Raw genomic sequence first — 15,068 nt, forward strand, 5'->3', positions numbered from 1 at the left:
GTCAGGGCCGGGTTCAGCCGCGGCGGCGGAACAGCGGCAGCGGCTGCTCCACCGAGGTCTGGTAGACCTCGCTGAAGTCGTCCAGGCTGGCCAGGGCGTCTTCCGGGCTGCGGTCGGCACGGATGGCGTAGGCGTCGAAGCCGCAGCGGCGCATGAAGAACAGCTGGTCGCGCAGCACGTCGCCGATCGCGCGGATCTCGCCCTTGTAGCCGTAGCGCTCGCGCAGCAGGCGCGCGCTGCTGAAGCCGCGGCCATCGGTAAAGGCGGGGAAGTTCAGCGCGATCACCTGGAACCTGTCGAGGTCACCGGCGATGCTTTCCGGCTCCTCGTCCGCGTCCAGCCAGACCCCCAGGCCGCCGTCGCGGCCGCGCAGGGCCGGGCCGTGCTCGAGCCACAGGGCCAGCGGGATGATCACGTCGTCGCTGTTGGGCACGCTTTCCAGGGTCGCGTCCTTGGGCAGCAAGTGCCAGCGGTCGTCGACCACCTGGCGGTCCTTAATGATTCGCTGCATATACGCGCTCCTTGAACGGGTCGATACCGATACGGCGGAAGGTGTCGATGAAGGGTTCTTCCTCGGTCCGGCGTTCCACGTAGACCTGGATGATCTTGTCGATCACGTCGGCCATCTGCTCCTGGGCGAAGGACGGGCCGAGGATCTGCCCGAGGCTGGCGTCGCGCGCCGAGCTGCCGCCGAGGGAGACCTGGTAGAACTCCGCGCCTTTCTTGTCGACCCCGAGGATGCCGATGTGGCCGACATGGTGATGGCCGCAGGCGTTCATGCAACCGGAGATGTTCAGGTCGATGTCGCCGATGTCGAACAGGTAGTCGAGGTTGTCGAAGCGGCGCTGGATGGCCTCGGCGATCGGGATCGACTTGGCGTTGGCCAGGGAGCAGAAGTCACCGCCCGGGCAGCAGATGATGTCGGTCAGCAGGCCGACGTTGGGGGTGGCGAAGCCCAGTTCACGGAGTTCGCCCCAGAGGGCGAAGAGTTCGCCCTGCTCGACGTCGGCGAGGATGATGTTCTGGTTATGGCTGTTGCGTACCTCGCCGAAGCTGTAGCGGTCGGCGAGATCGGCGATGGCGTCCAGTTGCTTGTCGGTGACGTCTCCCGGCGCGGTGCCGGTGGGCTTCAGCGAGAGCGTCACGGCGACGTAGCCGGGCTTCTTGTGGGCGAAGGTGTTGCGTGCGCGCCAGCGGGCGAAGCCGGGGTACTCCGCGTCGAGCCGGGCGAGGGATTCATCGAGGTCGTCGAGGGCCTTGTAGGCCGGATCGACGAAATGCGCGGCGACGCGCTGGACTTCCGCCTCGGTGAGGGTGCTCGGTCCGTCCTTGAGGTTGGCCCATTCGGCCTCGACGCGCTCGGCGAAGACTTCCGGGGTCAGCGCCTTGACCAGGATCTTGATCCGCGCCTTGTACTTGTTGTCGCGCCGGCCATAGCGGTTGTAGACGCGCAGGATGGCATCCAGGTAGCCGAGCAGGTGCTGCCAGGGCAGGAATTCGTTGATGAAGCTGCCGACGATCGGGGTCCGGCCCAGGCCGCCGCCGACCGAGACGCGGAAGCCGAGCTGGCCGGCCTCGTTCTTCACCGCCTCCAGGCCGATGTCGTGCACCTCGATGGCGGCACGGTCGCTCACCGCGCCGTTCACCGCGATCTTGAACTTGCGCGGCAGGTGGGCGAACTCGGGGTGGAAGGTCGACCATTGGCGGATGATCTCGCACCAGGGGCGCGGGTCCACCAGTTCGTCGCGGGCGACGCCGGCGAACTGGTCGGTGGTGGTGTTGCGGATGCAGTTGCCGCTGGTCTGGATCGCGTGCATCTGCACGGTGGCCAGTTCGGCGAGGATTTCCGGCACGTCTTCCAGCTCCGGCCAGTTGAACTGCACGTTCTGCCGGGTGCTGATGTGGGCGTAGCCCTTGTCGTAGTCGCGGGCGATCTGCGCCAGCTTGCGCAGTTGGCGCGAGGAGAGCAGGCCATAGGGAACGGCGATGCGCAGCATCGGGGCATAGCGCTGGATATAGAGACCGTTCTGCAGGCGCAGCGGGCGGAACTCCTCACCGGTCAATTCACCCGCCAGGTAACGGCGGGTCTGGTCGCGGAACTGCTTGACGCGGTCCTCGACGATCCGTTGGTCGTACTCGTCGTATACGTACATGAATATTCCTGCTGTCAGGCTATGCGGCTTACTGCGTTAACCAGCGCGCACGGCTACGCGCTCCACGCGGAGTGGGCGCACGATACCAGTTCATATTTATGCGTAAAAGTGATGTTTGAGTATATGGTAAGAACCGAAAAGACTAAGTCGCCAGGCAAGCATAACCGCTTCGCAACGGCGCCTTTCTTGAGCGATGGGCGGCGCTGGTCTTAACTGGAGGGTGCCTTTCGATGTCTTCGTCCCGATACCCACAAGAAACAGGGGGAGTCATGAGCGAGCCGAGCAAAACCCAGGAAAACCGCGACAGCGTGGTCGACGCCCGCGCGGCCTTCGTCCTGATCCTGCTGGTGGTGGCTACCGCGGTGTTCTGGGTCAGCCACCAGTGAAAGCCCGCCTCGGCGGCGCAGAGGTCACAGGCCGCTGAGGCTCAGCACCAGTTTCACGATCCCGGCCAGCAACAGCACGAACACCAGGGTGAAGAGCAGGCCCAGCATGATGAAGTGCACGGGCTTGCCGTGGCTGAAGTCGCGGGCGCGGTTTCGCCCGCTCTGTACGCCGAAGGCGGCAGCCATCACGCTGTGCAGCATCTGCCAGAAGGTCGGCGGCTTCTGGTTCGGTTCTTCCGTCTCGATACCCATCGGTGGTCCTCCCTTTTCCATACCTGCCCTGAGAGTCTAGACCCTTGGCGGGAGGAGGGTGGCTTCAGGCCTGGCGGGCGGGGATGCGCCGTTCCGCCGTGCCCTGCGTGGCCCTGGCGCGCAGTTGCCCGCAGCCGCCGTCGATGTCCTGGCCGGCCGAGTTGCGCACCTTGGTCAGCACGCCGCGGCTGTGCAGGTAGCGCACCAGCTCGACGATCCGCTCCCCGCTCGGGCGCCGGTAGGCGTCGCCGTCCATGCTGTTGTAGGGGATCAGGTTCATTACCGCGAAGCGGCCTTTGAGCAGGCGCAGGATGCCGTCCATTTCCTCCAGGCTGTCGTTGATCCCTTCGAGCAGGGTCCATTGGTACTGGATCGGATAGTCGACCCGGCGGGCGTAGGCCTCGCCGGCTTCCACCAGTTCTTCCGGGCTCAGCGGCGGCGCCTTGGGCAACAGTTGCCGGCGCAGTTCGGCGCGGGTGCTGTGCAGGGACAAGGCGAGGGCGGGCTTCACCCGTTGCCGGGGCAGGCGCTCGAACACGCGGGGATCGCCGACGGTGGAGAACACTAGGTTCTTGTGGCCGATGCCGCCATCGGTGCCGAGCAGGTCGATGGCTTCGAGGACGTTGTCGAGGTTGTGCGCCGGCTCGCCCATGCCCATGAACACCACTTTCTTCACCGCTCGCCGACGCCGCGCCAGGACCACCTGGGCGACCATCTCCAGGCTGCCGACCTGGCGCAGCAGGCCGCTGCGGCCGGTCATGCAGAACACGCAGCCGACCGCGCAGCCGACCTGGGTCGAGACGCACAGCCCACCGCGCGGCAGCAGCACGCTTTCCACCATCTGCCGGTCGGCCAGTTCCACCAGCAGGCGCGACGAGCCGTCGCTCGCCGGATGCTCGCTGTGCAGGCGGGCGATGCCTTCCAGTTCCGCGGCTACCTGGGGCAGACCATGGCGTACGCCCAGCGGCAGGAAGTCCTCGGCCCGCTGGCGGGCGGTGCAGGCATCGAGGGCGCGGCCCTGCAGCCAGGCGCGGACGATCCTCCCGCGATGCAGGGGCTTGGCGCCGAGATCGGCGAGGCGCTGGTGGAGGTCTTGGCTACGCATGGGGCGCGCATCCTACCATTGCCCGTCTTGAGGCGGTATGGCCGGCGCCGACGTGCTATCGTTGCGCTCCGCTCCACCGCAGCAACGGAACCGTTCCATGAAATTCGTCCACCAGCGCGAACACCTCAACGAAGACGACATCGTGGTCATCGAGTGTTCGCAGCAATGCAATATCCGCCTGATGAACGACGCCAATTTCCGCAGTTTCAAGAATGGCGGGCGGCATAGCTACCATGGCGGCGCCTTCGACCGCTTCCCGGCGAAGATCAAGGTGCCCAGCACCGGGTTCTGGAACATCACCATCGATACCGTGACCCGGCGCCCGATCAGCGTGACGCGCAAGCCGAACTTCAAGTGGTCGATCAAGTTCGTGCGCCGTTCCGGTTCGCAGTTCACCTGAGGGCGCGCGTCCCATGAGTGCGAAAATGGACGAGCAGGCGCTTCTGGCGTTGCTCCGCGAGCTGGCCATCGACAGCCAGCGGGTCGAGCATCCGGCCATCGCCTCCATCGAGGAATATTACGCGCAGGGCATCGAATTGCCCGACCAGGGCATCAAGAACCTGTTCCTGCGCAACCGCAAGGGTACTCGCCACTACCTGGTGCTGCTCGACGAGCGCAAGGAGGCCGACCTGCCGGGCATCGCCGAACAGATCGGCGAAAGCCGCCTGTCGTTCGCCTCGGTCGAGCGCCTGCGCGAATACCTCGGCGTCGAACTGGGCTGCGTGACGCCTTTCGCGCTGGTCAACGATCCGCAGCACAGGGTCGAGGTGTTGCTCGACGATGCCATTCGCCAGGACCAGTTGCTCGGTTTCCACCCGTTGGTGAATACCGCCACCGAGTGCATTCGCTACGCAGACCTGCTGGCCTTTCTCGCCCACACGGGGCATGAACCGCGCCTGATCCGGGTGTAGGTCGCAGCTTCGCGCCTGCTGGCGCCGGTTTCACTCGAAGAAGTTGTGCCAGCAGTCGCTCAACGGGCCGACCTCGAAGGTCTTGCACCAGGGTTGGGCTTCCAGCCACAGGCGGGCGCTTTCCCGGTCCGCCTCGTCCAGGCTGCCGACCCGCGCCAGGCACAGGTAGCCGCTGATCTCCGCCTGTTCCGGCGAGCCTCCGCCACCGAACACCCAGCCCTGGGCCTCGACGAAGTCGATCAGATGGTCCAGCGCATCGTCGTGGGAGAGGGCGCTACGGTCGTAGGTCAGTTCGAAGCTGAAGCCGAACTCCTGGAACTCGCCCAGGCGCAGTTTCTTGCGCAGGCGGCGCTTGCGCGGCTTTTCCATCTGCTCGGGAGTGAGGAATTTCATCGTCGCCTTCCTGGTCAGTCATCGTAGCCAAGGTTCGGCGCCAGCCAGCGCTCGCTGACGCTGGCTTCCTGGCCCTTGCGCTGGCTGTAGCGTTCCACCTGGTCCTTGTCGATCTTGCCGACCGCGAAGTACTGCGCCTGCGGGTGGGCGAAATACCAACCGCTGACCGCCGCGGCCGGGAACATCGCGTAGTGCTCGGTCAGGCTGACGCCGGACAGGCCCTGCGGATCGAGCAGTTCGAACAGGGTGCCTTTCTCGGTATGGTCGGGGCAGGCCGGGTAGCCCGGTGCCGGGCGGATGCCGACGTATTGCTCCTTGATCAAGGCCTCGTTGTCGAGGTGCTCGTCGCGGGCGTAGCCCCAGTACTCCTTGCGCACCCGCTCGTGCAGCCACTCGGCGCAGGCTTCGGCGAGGCGGTCGGCGAGCGCCTTGACCATGATGCTGTTGTAGTCGTCGCCCTTGGCTTCGTACGCCTTGGCCACTTCCTCGGCGCCGATCCCGGCGGTGGTGATGAAGCCGCCGATGTAGTCGCGCACGCCGCTTTCCTTCGGCGCGACGAAATCGGCCAGCGACAGGTTCGGCTTGCCGTCCGGCTTGATCGTCTGCTGCCGCAGGTGGTGCAGGGTGGCGAGGGTGTCGCCGTCGGCGTCGTAGACCTCCAGGTCGTCGTGCTCGACCTGGTTGGCCGGCCAGAAGCCGAACACCGCGCGGGCCTTGATCAGCTTCTCGTCGATCAGCTTCTTCAGCATCGCCTGGGCGTCGTTGAACAACGAGGTGGCGGCCTCGCCGACCACCTCGTCGGTGAGGATGCGCGGGTACTTGCCGGCCAGGTCCCAGGAAATGAAGAACGGCGTCCAGTCGATGTACTCGGCGAGCACCGCGAGGTCGATCTCGTCGAGCACCCTGACGCCCGTGAAGGAAGGCGTCGGCGCCTGGTAGCCGGCCCAGTCGAACGCTGGCTTGTTGGCGATCGCCTGTTCGTAGCTCAGCCGCTCGGTGCGGGCGCTGCGGTTGGCCGTGCGTTCGCGGACCACCGCGTAGTCGGCGCGGGTGCGGGCCACGTAGTCGGCCTTCAGCTCCTTGGACAGCAGGCTGGTGGCCACGCCTACCGCGCGCGAGGCGTCGGTGACGTAGACCACCGCGTCGTTGCTGTACTGCGGATCGATCTTCACCGCGGTATGCGCCTTCGAGGTGGTGGCGCCGCCGATCATCAGCGGCAACTGGAAATTCTGCCGCTGCATTTCCTTGGCGACGTGGACCATCTCGTCCAGCGACGGCGTGATCAGGCCGGACAGGCCGATGATGTCGCATTTCTCGGCGATGGCGGTCTGCAGGATCTTCTCCGCCGGCACCATCACGCCGAGGTCGACCACGTCATAGCCGTTGCAGCCGAGCACCACGCCGACGATGTTCTTGCCGATGTCGTGCACGTCGCCCTTCACCGTGGCCATCAGGATCTTGCCCTTGGCTTCCGGCTTGTCGCCTTTCTCCGCCTCGATGAAGGGAATCAGGTGGGCCACCGCCTGCTTCATCACTCGCGCGGACTTGACCACCTGCGGGAGGAACATCTTGCCGGCGCCGAACAGGTCGCCGACCACGTTCATCCCGGACATCAGCGGACCTTCGATGACCTCGATGGGGCGCGCGCACTGCTGGCGGCATTCCTCGGTGTCCTCGACGATCCAGGTGGTGATGCCCTTGACCAGCGCATGCTCGAGGCGCTTCTCGACGCTGTAGCTGCGCCATTCCTCGTCCTCGGCCTCCTTGACCGCGCCGCCGCCCTTGTAGTCGTCGGCGATCGCCAGCAGGGCCTCGGTGGCCTCGGGCGTGCGGTTGAGCACCACGTCCTCGACCCGGTCGCGCAGCGCTTTCGGAATCTCGTCGTAGATTTCCAGCTGGCCGGCGTTGACGATGCCCATGGTCAGGCCGTTGCGGATCGCGTAGTAGAGGAACACCGAGTGGATCGCCTCGCGTACCGGGTTGTTGCCGCGGAACGAGAAGGACACGTTGGACACCCCGCCCGAGCTGAGGGCGTAGGGGAGGTTGTCGCGGATGTAGGCGCAGGCGTTGATGAAATCGACCGCGTAGTTGTTGTGTTCCTCGATGCCGGTGGCGATGGCGAAGATGTTCGCATCGAAGATGATGTCTTCCGGTGGGAAGCCGACTTCGTCGACCAGGATGTCGTAGGAGCGCTTGCAGATTTCTTCCTTGCGCGCCTGGGTGTCGGCCTGGCCGTCCTCGTCGAAGGCCATCACCACCACCGCGGCGCCGTAGCGCTTGCACAGGCGGGCATGGTGCTTGAAGGCCTCGACGCCTTCCTTCATCGAGATCGAGTTGACGATGCCCTTGCCCTGGATGCACTTCAGGCCGGCCTCGATCACTTCCCACTTGGAGGAGTCGATCATGATCGGCACGCGCGAGATGTCGGGCTCGGAGGCGATCAGGTTGAGGAAGGTGACCATGGCCGCCTTCGAGTCCAGCATGCCTTCGTCCATGTTGATGTCGATCACCTGGGCGCCGGCTTCCACCTGCTGCTGGGCGACCTCGAGAGCTTCCGCGTAGTTTTCCTCGCGGATCAGCCGGGCGAACTTGGCCGAGCCGGTGATGTTGGTGCGCTCGCCGACGTTGACGAACAGCGAGCTGCGGTCGATGGTGAACGGCTCCAGGCCGGACAGGCGGCAGGCCCGGGGAATCTCCGGGATGGCCCGCGGCGGGTACTTGGCCACCGCCTTGGCGATCGCCTCGATGTGCGCCGGGGTGGTGCCGCAGCAGCCGCCGACGATATTGAGGAAGCCGGCGGCGGCGAATTCCTCGACCACCACGGCCATTTCCGCCGGCGATTCGTCGTATTCGCCGAAGGCGTTCGGCAGGCCGGCGTTGGGGTGGGCCGAGACATGGGTGTCGGCCTTGGTCGACAGTTCCTCGATGTACGGCCGCAATTCCTTGGCGCCGAGGGCGCAGTTCAGGCCTACCGAGATCGGCCGGGCATGCCGCACCGAGTTCCAGAAGGCCTCGGTGGTCTGGCCCGACAGGGTGCGGCCGGAGGCGTCGGTGATGGTCCCGGAGATCATGATCGGCAGCTCCACGCCGAGTTCCTCGAACACGCCCTGGACGGCGAATATCGCCGCCTTGGCATTGAGGGTGTCGAAGATGGTCTCGATCAGGATCAGGTCGGCGCCGCCCTCGATCAGGCCGCGGGTCGCCTCGACGTAGTTCTCCACCAGCTCGTCGAAGGTGACGTTGCGGTAGCCGGGGTTGTTCACGTCCGGGGAAATCGAGCAGGTGCGGCTGGTCGGGCCGAGCACGCCGGCGACGAAGCGCGGCTTGTCCGGGGTCTCGGCGGTCTTCGCGTCCGCCACCTGGCGAGCCAGGCGCGCCCCTTCGACGTTGAGTTCGTAGGCCAGCGACTGCATGCCGTAGTCGGCCTGGGACACCTGGGTGGCGTTGAAGGTATTGGTCTCGAGGATGTCGGCGCCGGCGTCGAGGTAGGCCTTCTCGATGGCCTGGATCACGTCCGGGCGGCTCAGCAGCAAGAGGTCGTTGTTGCCTTTCACGTCGCTCGGCCAGTCGGCGAAGCGCTCGCCGCGGTAGTCGGCCTCTTCCAGCTTGTAGCTCTGGATCATGGTGCCCATGCCGCCATCGAGGATCAGGATACGTTCCCTGAGGGCGTGCTGGAGGGCTTGCAGGCGGGCGCTGCGATCGGTGAGCGGGCTGGACATGGATGGACCTGGCGTCAGTGGGCGGAAAGGTGAAAAGCATAACAAAGGCAGGGGCTTTCCGACCGGGGGTGGCTGGACCATGAATTTCATTCAAGTTGAAAGATGTTCATCCGCGGGCCGGAAAAGCCCCTGGCGCCGTTTTGTCGCAGCATACGGGCGGAATGCGGAGGTCGGAGTGCGCAGGCGGGCGGCGAAGGGGCGGGCGAGTGGAGTCGGGATGCTCGTGGGGAATCGTGCTGCGAATGAGTCTGGCTCATTCGCAGCACGGCCTGAATCAACTGGCCCTGGGCAGGCTGCAACTGGCCAGGGAGTAGACGTAGTAGTTGAGGCGGTCGCGGTCGGTGCGATTCCATACCTGGCCGACCGACTTCAGGCCCTGGCTCTGGCCGACCGCGCCGGCGATGCTGCCGCACCAGCACATCGGGTACTTCTGCCGATACAGCGGACCGCTGATGACCACCGCGACGTGCCCGTAGGTGCGGCCCTTCAGGCCGGCGATCACCAGGAAGCCCTGGGCCGCCTTCTGCGCGGCCTCGGCGCCGGAGGCGAGCTTGGTCCAGCTCTGCTCCAGGCCGTCGACCATGGCGTTGGCGTTGCCGCGGGGCATCGGTACGCCCAGCTCGGTGGCCACCGACTGGACGAAGCCGGAACAGTTGTCCTTGTTCGGGGTGCCGGCCAGGTAGCTCTTGTCCCAGCTGTTCTTGCAGGCGTTGACGATGCATTGATCGAGACTGTCCATGTATCACCTATGCGTGTCGATAAGGGGCGCTCCGGCCCGGATCATTTCTTTGCGGTCTGGCAGAACGGCGCGAGCGAACGCTTCACGATCTTCGCGCAGCTGTCGACGGATTCGCCCGAGCATTTCTCTCCCAGGCGCAGCCCGTCCTTGTCCACCGCCCAGCGCTGGCCGGAGATGTCCTCGCGGTGCACCACCTTGCAGGTGGCGCTGTCGTAGGACACCAGCTCGGCGCTGGAGCCGCTGAATTCATGCATCAGCACGCGCCGACCGTCCTGGCTCAGGAACACGCCGCCGCGCGACCAGATGCCGCCGTCCTCTATGCGGCAATCGTTGCCGCTGTCGCGGTCGGCCAGGTAGACCGGCGGTTCGGGAAAGGCATCGGGGTTGTCGTCGTTGGGATCCTCGTTGCTGAACATCACGCGGACGTGCTCGTCCTCGCCGCCGAACATGTTCGGCGAGCCGAACCGGGGCACGATTTCCAGCTGGGTGAAAGTACAGTCCGCCGCCTGGGCCGAAAGGCTCAGGAAGAGAGCGGCGAAGCTGCCGGCGAGCAGTTTCATGGGGCGGGTTCTCCGTTGGGCCGCCAGGGCGGCGAAAGGATGGACCAGGCCGCGCCGGGCGCGAACGGAAGCGCCGCCTGGCGACAGCAGGCGGAAAGCGGCGAAGAGGGGACGTGGGGCGCACGCGAACGGGCGCGGATGGGGCGCGGCGAGTCGAAACATATCCCTGTTTCCTCGAAGTCATCGTCCTTGATCGCCAGGGCGGGCCTGGGAGCCCGGCTAGCATACGTGGCGGCCGAAGCCGGTGGAATGCTGGCGAAATGGCGGCTCAGGCCCGGGGCGAGTTCGCCCGCCGTTGTGAAAGTGCGGCGCAGAGAGGCGGGTTTGCTAGAATCGCCCGTCGCCGAGTGAGGAGTGGTTCATGTTGCCAAGACCGTTGGTTGGGTTGGCCTTCGTTTTGTCGTCTTTTATCCAGTCTGTTTCCGCTGCTGAAATTTCCTATAGCCGTGACGTCCAGCCGATCTTTACCGCCAAGTGCGTCGCCTGCCACGCCTGCTACGACTCGCCCTGCCAGCTCAACCTGAGCAGCGCCGAGGGCGCGCAGCGCGGCGCCAACCAACTGCCGGTCTACGACGGCACGCGGACCAAGGCGCAGGAAACCACCCGCCTGTACCTCGATGCGCACGGTGCCGACGCCTGGCGGCGCAAGGACTTCTGGTCGGTGCTCGAACCGCAGGACGGCCAGGCCGCACTGATGGCGCGGATGCTCGAGCTTGGCCACAGCCAGCCGTTGCAGCCGAATGCGAAGATCCCCGAAGGCCTGGACATTTCGATCAACCGCGCCAACCAGTGCCCGACGCCGGCCAGCATCGATGCGTTCATCCGCAAGAACCCAGGTTCCGGCATGCCTTTCGCGGTGGCCGGGCTGAGCGACGACGAATACGCCACTTTGCAGAAGTGGCTGGCCGCGGGCGCCCCGGTCGACCAGCAGCCGTTGCGGCCGACCGCCGCCGAGGCGCGCCAGGTGGCCAGCTGGGAGCGTTTCCTCAACCAGCCTGGGGCCAAGCAGAGCCTGGTCTCGCGCTGGCTCTACGAGCACCTGTTCCTGGCGCACCTGTATTTCCCGGAACAGGGCGCGCCCGGCCACTTCTTCCAGCTGGTGCGTTCACGCACGCCCAGCGGCCAGCCGATCGACCCGATCCCGACCCGGCGTCCCAACGACGATCCGGGCAACAGCTTCTATTACCGCCTCTGGCCGATCCAGGGCGTGATCGTCCACAAGACGCACATCACCTATCCGCTGACGGCGAAGAAGCTGGAACGCGTCCAGGAGCTGTTCTTCGGCACCCAGTGGAACACCGACAAGGTTCCCGGCTACGGCGTGCAGAGCCGCGCCAACCCGTTCGTCACCTTCGCCGCGATCCCGCCACGGGCGCGCTACCAGTTCATGCTGGACAACGCCGAGTACTTCACCCGTACCTTCATCCGCGGGCCGGTGTGCCGTGGACAGATCGCCACCGACGTGATCCGCGACAACTTCTGGGTGGTATTCCAGGACCCCGAGCAGGACCTGTTCGTCACCGACGCCAACTTCCGCGCGCAGAGCGAGCCGCTGCTGGCCTTGCCGGGGCAGATCGACGAGCTGAAGAACCTGCTCGGCCTGTGGAGCGCCTACCGGGACAAGCGCAACGAGTACGAAGACCTGCGCCAGGACGTCTACGCCGACGCGCCGCCGCCGACCTGGAACACGATCTGGCACGGCAACGACAACGCCCTGCTGAGCATCTTCCGCCAGTTCGACAGCGCCTCGGTGCGCAAGGGCCTGCTTGGCGAGGTACCGCAGACCCTGTGGCTGATGGACTACCCGCTGTTCGAGCGAACCTACTACGGGTTGGTGGTGAACTTCGATGTCTTCGGCAACGTCTCGCACCAGGCGCAGACGCGTCTGTACTTCGACCTGATCCGCAACGGCGCCGAGCAGAACTTCCTCCGCCTGATGCCGGTCGACGCGCGCCAGCCGTTGCTTGACGACTGGTACCAGAACAGCGGCAAGCTGAAGATGTGGATGGACTACCAGGCCTTCGACGATGACACGCCGAGCGCGCTGGGATTGCCGGAGAAGCAGCCGAAGAAGGCCTTCGCCGAAGAACTGCTGCGTCGCTACGGCGACCTCAATGCGCGCCCCGACCCGATCAACCGCTGCCTGGACGGCAACTGCTATCGACCGGGCATCGACCGCGAACTGCAGGACGCCGAGCAGGCCTTCAGTCGCCTGGTCAGCCGGCCGGCGGCCGGCCTCAAGGTCATAGAGCGCTTCCCCGAGGCGACCATGCTGCGGATACGTACGTCCAGCGGCAAGCGCGAGATCTATACCGTGCTGCGCAACCGCGCGCACAGCAATGTCGCCTTCATGCTCGGCGAGTCGCTGCGCTACCAGCCGGGCCTGGACACCCTGACGATCTACCCGGGCGTGCTGTCCAGCTACCCGAACTTCATGTTCGATCTGCCGGCGACGGATGCCGAGGCCTTCGTCGGCGCCCTGGAGGCGGCGAAGAGTAGCGAGGACTTCGACAAGGTGGTCGAACGCTGGGGCGTGCGCCGCAGCAATCCGCGGTTCTGGAGCTACTTCCACGATCTCGAGGCGTACATCCGCGAAACCGAGCCGGTCGAGGCGGGCGCGCTGGACATGAATCGCTACGAGAACCTCTGAGTCTCGCGACCCGCTCCGCAAGGGGCGGGTCGGTTATCGCGAATTATTCCTACTAATTTACTAGGGCTTTATCCGCAAGTACCGATTGGCGTAAACTGTCGGCATATTTGCGAGGAGTTGCCATGAGCGCCATCACCATTACCGAAGCTGCCCAAGCGTATCTGGCCGAGTTGCTGGAGAAGCAGAGCACCCCGGGTATCGGCATTCGTATCTTCATCACCCAGCCGGGTACCCAGTACGCGGAAACCTGCATCGCCTACTGCAAGCCGGGCGAGGAAAAGGTCGAGGACACCGCCATCGCCCTGAAGGACTTCACTGCCTGGATCGATGCGGTCAGCGAGCCCTTCCTCGAAGACGCGGTGGTGGACTACGCCACCGACCGCATGGGCGGCCAGTTGACCATCAAGGCGCCGAACGCCAAGGTGCCGATGGTCAACGAGGACAGCCCGATCACCGAACGCATCAACTACTACCTGCAGACCGAGATCAATCCCGGCCTGGCCAGCCACGGCGGACAGGTGAGCCTGGTCGACGTGGTCGAGGACAACATCGCCGTGTTGCGTTTCGGCGGTGGTTGCCAGGGCTGCGGGATGGTCGACATGACCCTCAAGGATGGCGTCGAGAAGACCCTGATCGAGCGTATTCCCGAACTGAAGGGCGTGCGCGACGTGACCGACCACAGCAACAAGGAGAACGCCTACTACTGAGGCGTTTCCGTAAAGCAGAAGAGGCGACCGCAAGGTCGCCTTTTTCGTTGCCGGCGTTTCAGCGCGACAGCGTCCGCGTTCGCCGTACCGGCCAGAGCAGTGCCAGCGCCACCAGCAGCGCCGGCCAGACCAGCAGGTTCACCGCGTTCCAGCCAAGGCTGGTGATCAGGGCGCCGGAGCCGAACGACATCAGCGCCGCCACCAGGCTGTTGCCTTGCTCCATCAATCCTTGCGCGGCGCCGCGCTCGCTTTCGGCGTGGCCCTCGCCGAGCAGGGTGGTGCCGGCGATGAGCATCAGGTTCCAGCCGCTGCCCAGGGCCAGCGAACTGAGCAGAAAATGCATGACCGACTGTCCACCCAGGGCGATGCCGGCACTTGCGGCGAGCAGGAACGCGCCGAGCAGGGCGACGCGACGGTTGCCGATGCGGTCGACCAGCGCTCCGGCGAAGAACGCCGGAAGGAACATTCCCAGCACGTGCCACTGGATGACCCGACTCGACTGTTCCAGCGGCAGGCCGCAGAAGCTCATGGCCAGCGGCGTGGCGTTCATGATCAGGATCATCAACCCGTGTCCGGCCGCGGTGCAGGCGATGGCCGCGCGGACCACCGGCCGCCGCAACAGGCCGCCTATGTCGCGCCAGGCGAGTCGTGCCGGGCGCGGCGCCTGGCCTTCGCGGAGCAGGGCCATCAGCAGCAGGCCGGCGAGGGCCAGCGCGGCGATCAGCAGATAGGCGCCGACGAAGGGCTGGGCCAGCGCGTTGCGCGACCACAGCGCCAGGCTCGGCGCCAGCAGCGCGGCGAGTACCCCGCCGGCGAGCACGTAAGCGCTGGCGCGGCCTTTCCGCCCGGCATCCACCGCCTCCAGCGCGGCGAACCGGTAGTACATGGCCGAGGCCTGGTAGACCCCGATGCCCAGCGCGCCGAGACAGAACCAGAGGAAATCGCCAGTCCAGACACCGGCGGCGCAGACCAGACCGCCGAGCACGCCGCCGCCGGCGCCGAGCATCAGCCCGGGACGTCGGCCGTGGCGCTGCATGAAGTGCGACAACGGCTGCACCGCCAGCAGGTTGCCCAGCACCAGCAGGGCCAGGGGCAGGGTGGCCAGGCTGTTCAACGGCGCCAGCTGGACGCCGACCAGCGAGGTCAGGGTTATGCCGATCAGCGAACAGGACCAGTACAGGGCCTGGCCGCAGAACAGCAGGAGCAGGGTCGGGTTGCGTAGCAGCATGGCGTCACTCCGGACAACCGCCGGGCCTGACGACGCGCCGGCTGGAGGCGGGCTGACGGACCAGCGCATCCCGCGGACGCCTTGGCCGGGCCAGCAGTTCGCCGCCGCAGTTCGGGCATTGGCCGCCCAGGCGGGTCGTCGCGCAATCGCGGCAGAAGGTGCACTCGAAGGTGCAGATCAGCGCGTCGCCGCTGTCGCCGGGCAGGTCGCGGTCGCAGCACTCGCAGTTGGGGCGCAGTTCCAGCATGGGAAGGTCCTCGGTGGG

Annotated in this window: 14 protein-coding genes; 4 read left to right on the forward strand and 10 right to left on the reverse strand. The window is 65.9% G+C overall.

The features are described 5' to 3' along the window. Nucleotides 1-13: 13 nt before the first annotated feature. The 4 genes from FOC67_RS09780 to FOC67_RS09795 form a co-directional block, all read right to left on the reverse strand. Nucleotides 14-511 (reverse strand): DUF934 domain-containing protein, encoded by a 498-nt coding sequence (locus FOC67_RS09780; RefSeq protein ID WP_009314598.1) that lies wholly within the window; start codon nt 509-511, stop codon nt 14-16. Further along, nucleotides 495-2,153 carry a nitrite/sulfite reductase gene (locus tag FOC67_RS09785; protein WP_009314597.1) on the reverse strand — a complete coding sequence of 553 codons (1,659 nt, stop codon included), beginning with the start codon at nt 2,151-2,153 and terminating at the stop codon, nt 495-497. The genes FOC67_RS09780 and FOC67_RS09785 overlap by 17 nt, the downstream gene beginning before the upstream one ends. A 410-nt stretch (nt 2,154-2,563) precedes the next feature. Then, nucleotides 2,564-2,791, reverse strand: a complete 228-nt coding sequence (locus FOC67_RS09790; protein WP_003088007.1) for a DUF2970 domain-containing protein — start codon at nt 2,789-2,791, stop codon at nt 2,564-2,566. A gap of 64 nt (nt 2,792-2,855) precedes the next feature. Next, entirely contained in the window at nt 2,856-3,896 is a 1,041-nt protein-coding gene (locus tag FOC67_RS09795) for an RNA methyltransferase (RefSeq protein WP_003132762.1), read from the reverse strand. A 37-nt stretch (nt 3,897-3,933) separates the two neighbouring features. Between FOC67_RS09795 and FOC67_RS09800 the strand changes: the two genes are divergently transcribed. Together FOC67_RS09800 and FOC67_RS09805 are read left to right on the forward strand one after the other, a co-directional pair. Further along, entirely contained in the window at nt 3,934-4,296 is a 363-nt protein-coding gene (locus FOC67_RS09800) for a DUF1883 domain-containing protein (protein WP_003122824.1), read from the forward strand. Between the two features lie 13 nt (nt 4,297-4,309). Then, on the forward strand, nt 4,310-4,807 hold the full coding sequence (locus FOC67_RS09805; RefSeq protein ID WP_003122823.1) for a prolyl-tRNA synthetase associated domain-containing protein: 498 nt from the start codon (nt 4,310-4,312) through the stop codon (nt 4,805-4,807). Between the two features lie 30 nt (nt 4,808-4,837). On the opposite strand, the gene FOC67_RS09810 is transcribed toward FOC67_RS09805, so the two are convergent. From FOC67_RS09810 to tsi1, 4 genes are all read right to left on the reverse strand, one after another. After that, nucleotides 4,838-5,200, reverse strand: coding sequence for a YggL family protein (locus FOC67_RS09810; RefSeq protein ID WP_003108731.1), 363 nt, complete (start codon nt 5,198-5,200; stop codon nt 4,838-4,840). 14 nt (nt 5,201-5,214) lie between these two features. Further along, nucleotides 5,215-8,919, reverse strand: coding sequence for a methionine synthase (metH, locus tag FOC67_RS09815; protein ID WP_009314595.1), 3,705 nt, complete (start codon nt 8,917-8,919; stop codon nt 5,215-5,217). A 274-nt stretch (nt 8,920-9,193) separates the two neighbouring features. Then, a complete protein-coding gene (gene tse1, locus FOC67_RS09820) occupies nt 9,194-9,658 on the reverse strand; it encodes a type VI secretion system effector peptidoglycanhydrolase Tse1 (protein ID WP_009314594.1) in 465 nt (154 codons plus the stop codon). Between the two features lie 41 nt (nt 9,659-9,699). Further along, nucleotides 9,700-10,218 carry a type IV secretion system immunity protein Tsi1 gene (tsi1, locus tag FOC67_RS09825; protein WP_009314593.1) on the reverse strand — a complete coding sequence of 173 codons (519 nt, stop codon included), beginning with the start codon at nt 10,216-10,218 and terminating at the stop codon, nt 9,700-9,702. 361 nt (nt 10,219-10,579) lie between these two features. On the opposite strand from tsi1, the gene FOC67_RS09830 reads away from it, so the two are divergent. Together FOC67_RS09830 and nfuA are read left to right on the forward strand one after the other, a co-directional pair. Continuing rightward, nucleotides 10,580-12,868 carry a fatty acid cis/trans isomerase gene (locus tag FOC67_RS09830; RefSeq protein ID WP_009314592.1) on the forward strand — a complete coding sequence of 763 codons (2,289 nt, stop codon included), beginning with the start codon at nt 10,580-10,582 and terminating at the stop codon, nt 12,866-12,868. Between the two features lie 122 nt (nt 12,869-12,990). Further along, nucleotides 12,991-13,575 carry a Fe-S biogenesis protein NfuA gene (gene nfuA / locus FOC67_RS09835; RefSeq protein WP_003088034.1) on the forward strand — a complete coding sequence of 195 codons (585 nt, stop codon included), beginning with the start codon at nt 12,991-12,993 and terminating at the stop codon, nt 13,573-13,575. Nucleotides 13,576-13,633: 58 nt separating this feature from the next. Here nfuA and FOC67_RS09840 read toward each other — a convergent pair whose 3' ends face one another. Next, nucleotides 13,634-14,803, reverse strand: coding sequence for an MFS transporter (locus FOC67_RS09840; RefSeq protein WP_009314591.1), 1,170 nt, complete (start codon nt 14,801-14,803; stop codon nt 13,634-13,636). A 4-nt stretch (nt 14,804-14,807) separates the two neighbouring features. After that, the gene (locus FOC67_RS09845) at nt 14,808-15,050 is read right to left on the reverse strand and encodes a DUF1272 domain-containing protein (protein ID WP_003088038.1); all 243 of its coding nucleotides are present in this window, start codon (nt 15,048-15,050) and stop codon (nt 14,808-14,810) included. Between the last annotated feature and the right edge of the window lie 18 nt (nt 15,051-15,068).

Source organism: Pseudomonas sp. FDAARGOS_761 (assembly GCF_013343155.1).
GTDB lineage: Bacteria > Pseudomonadota > Gammaproteobacteria > Pseudomonadales > Pseudomonadaceae > Pseudomonas > Pseudomonas aeruginosa.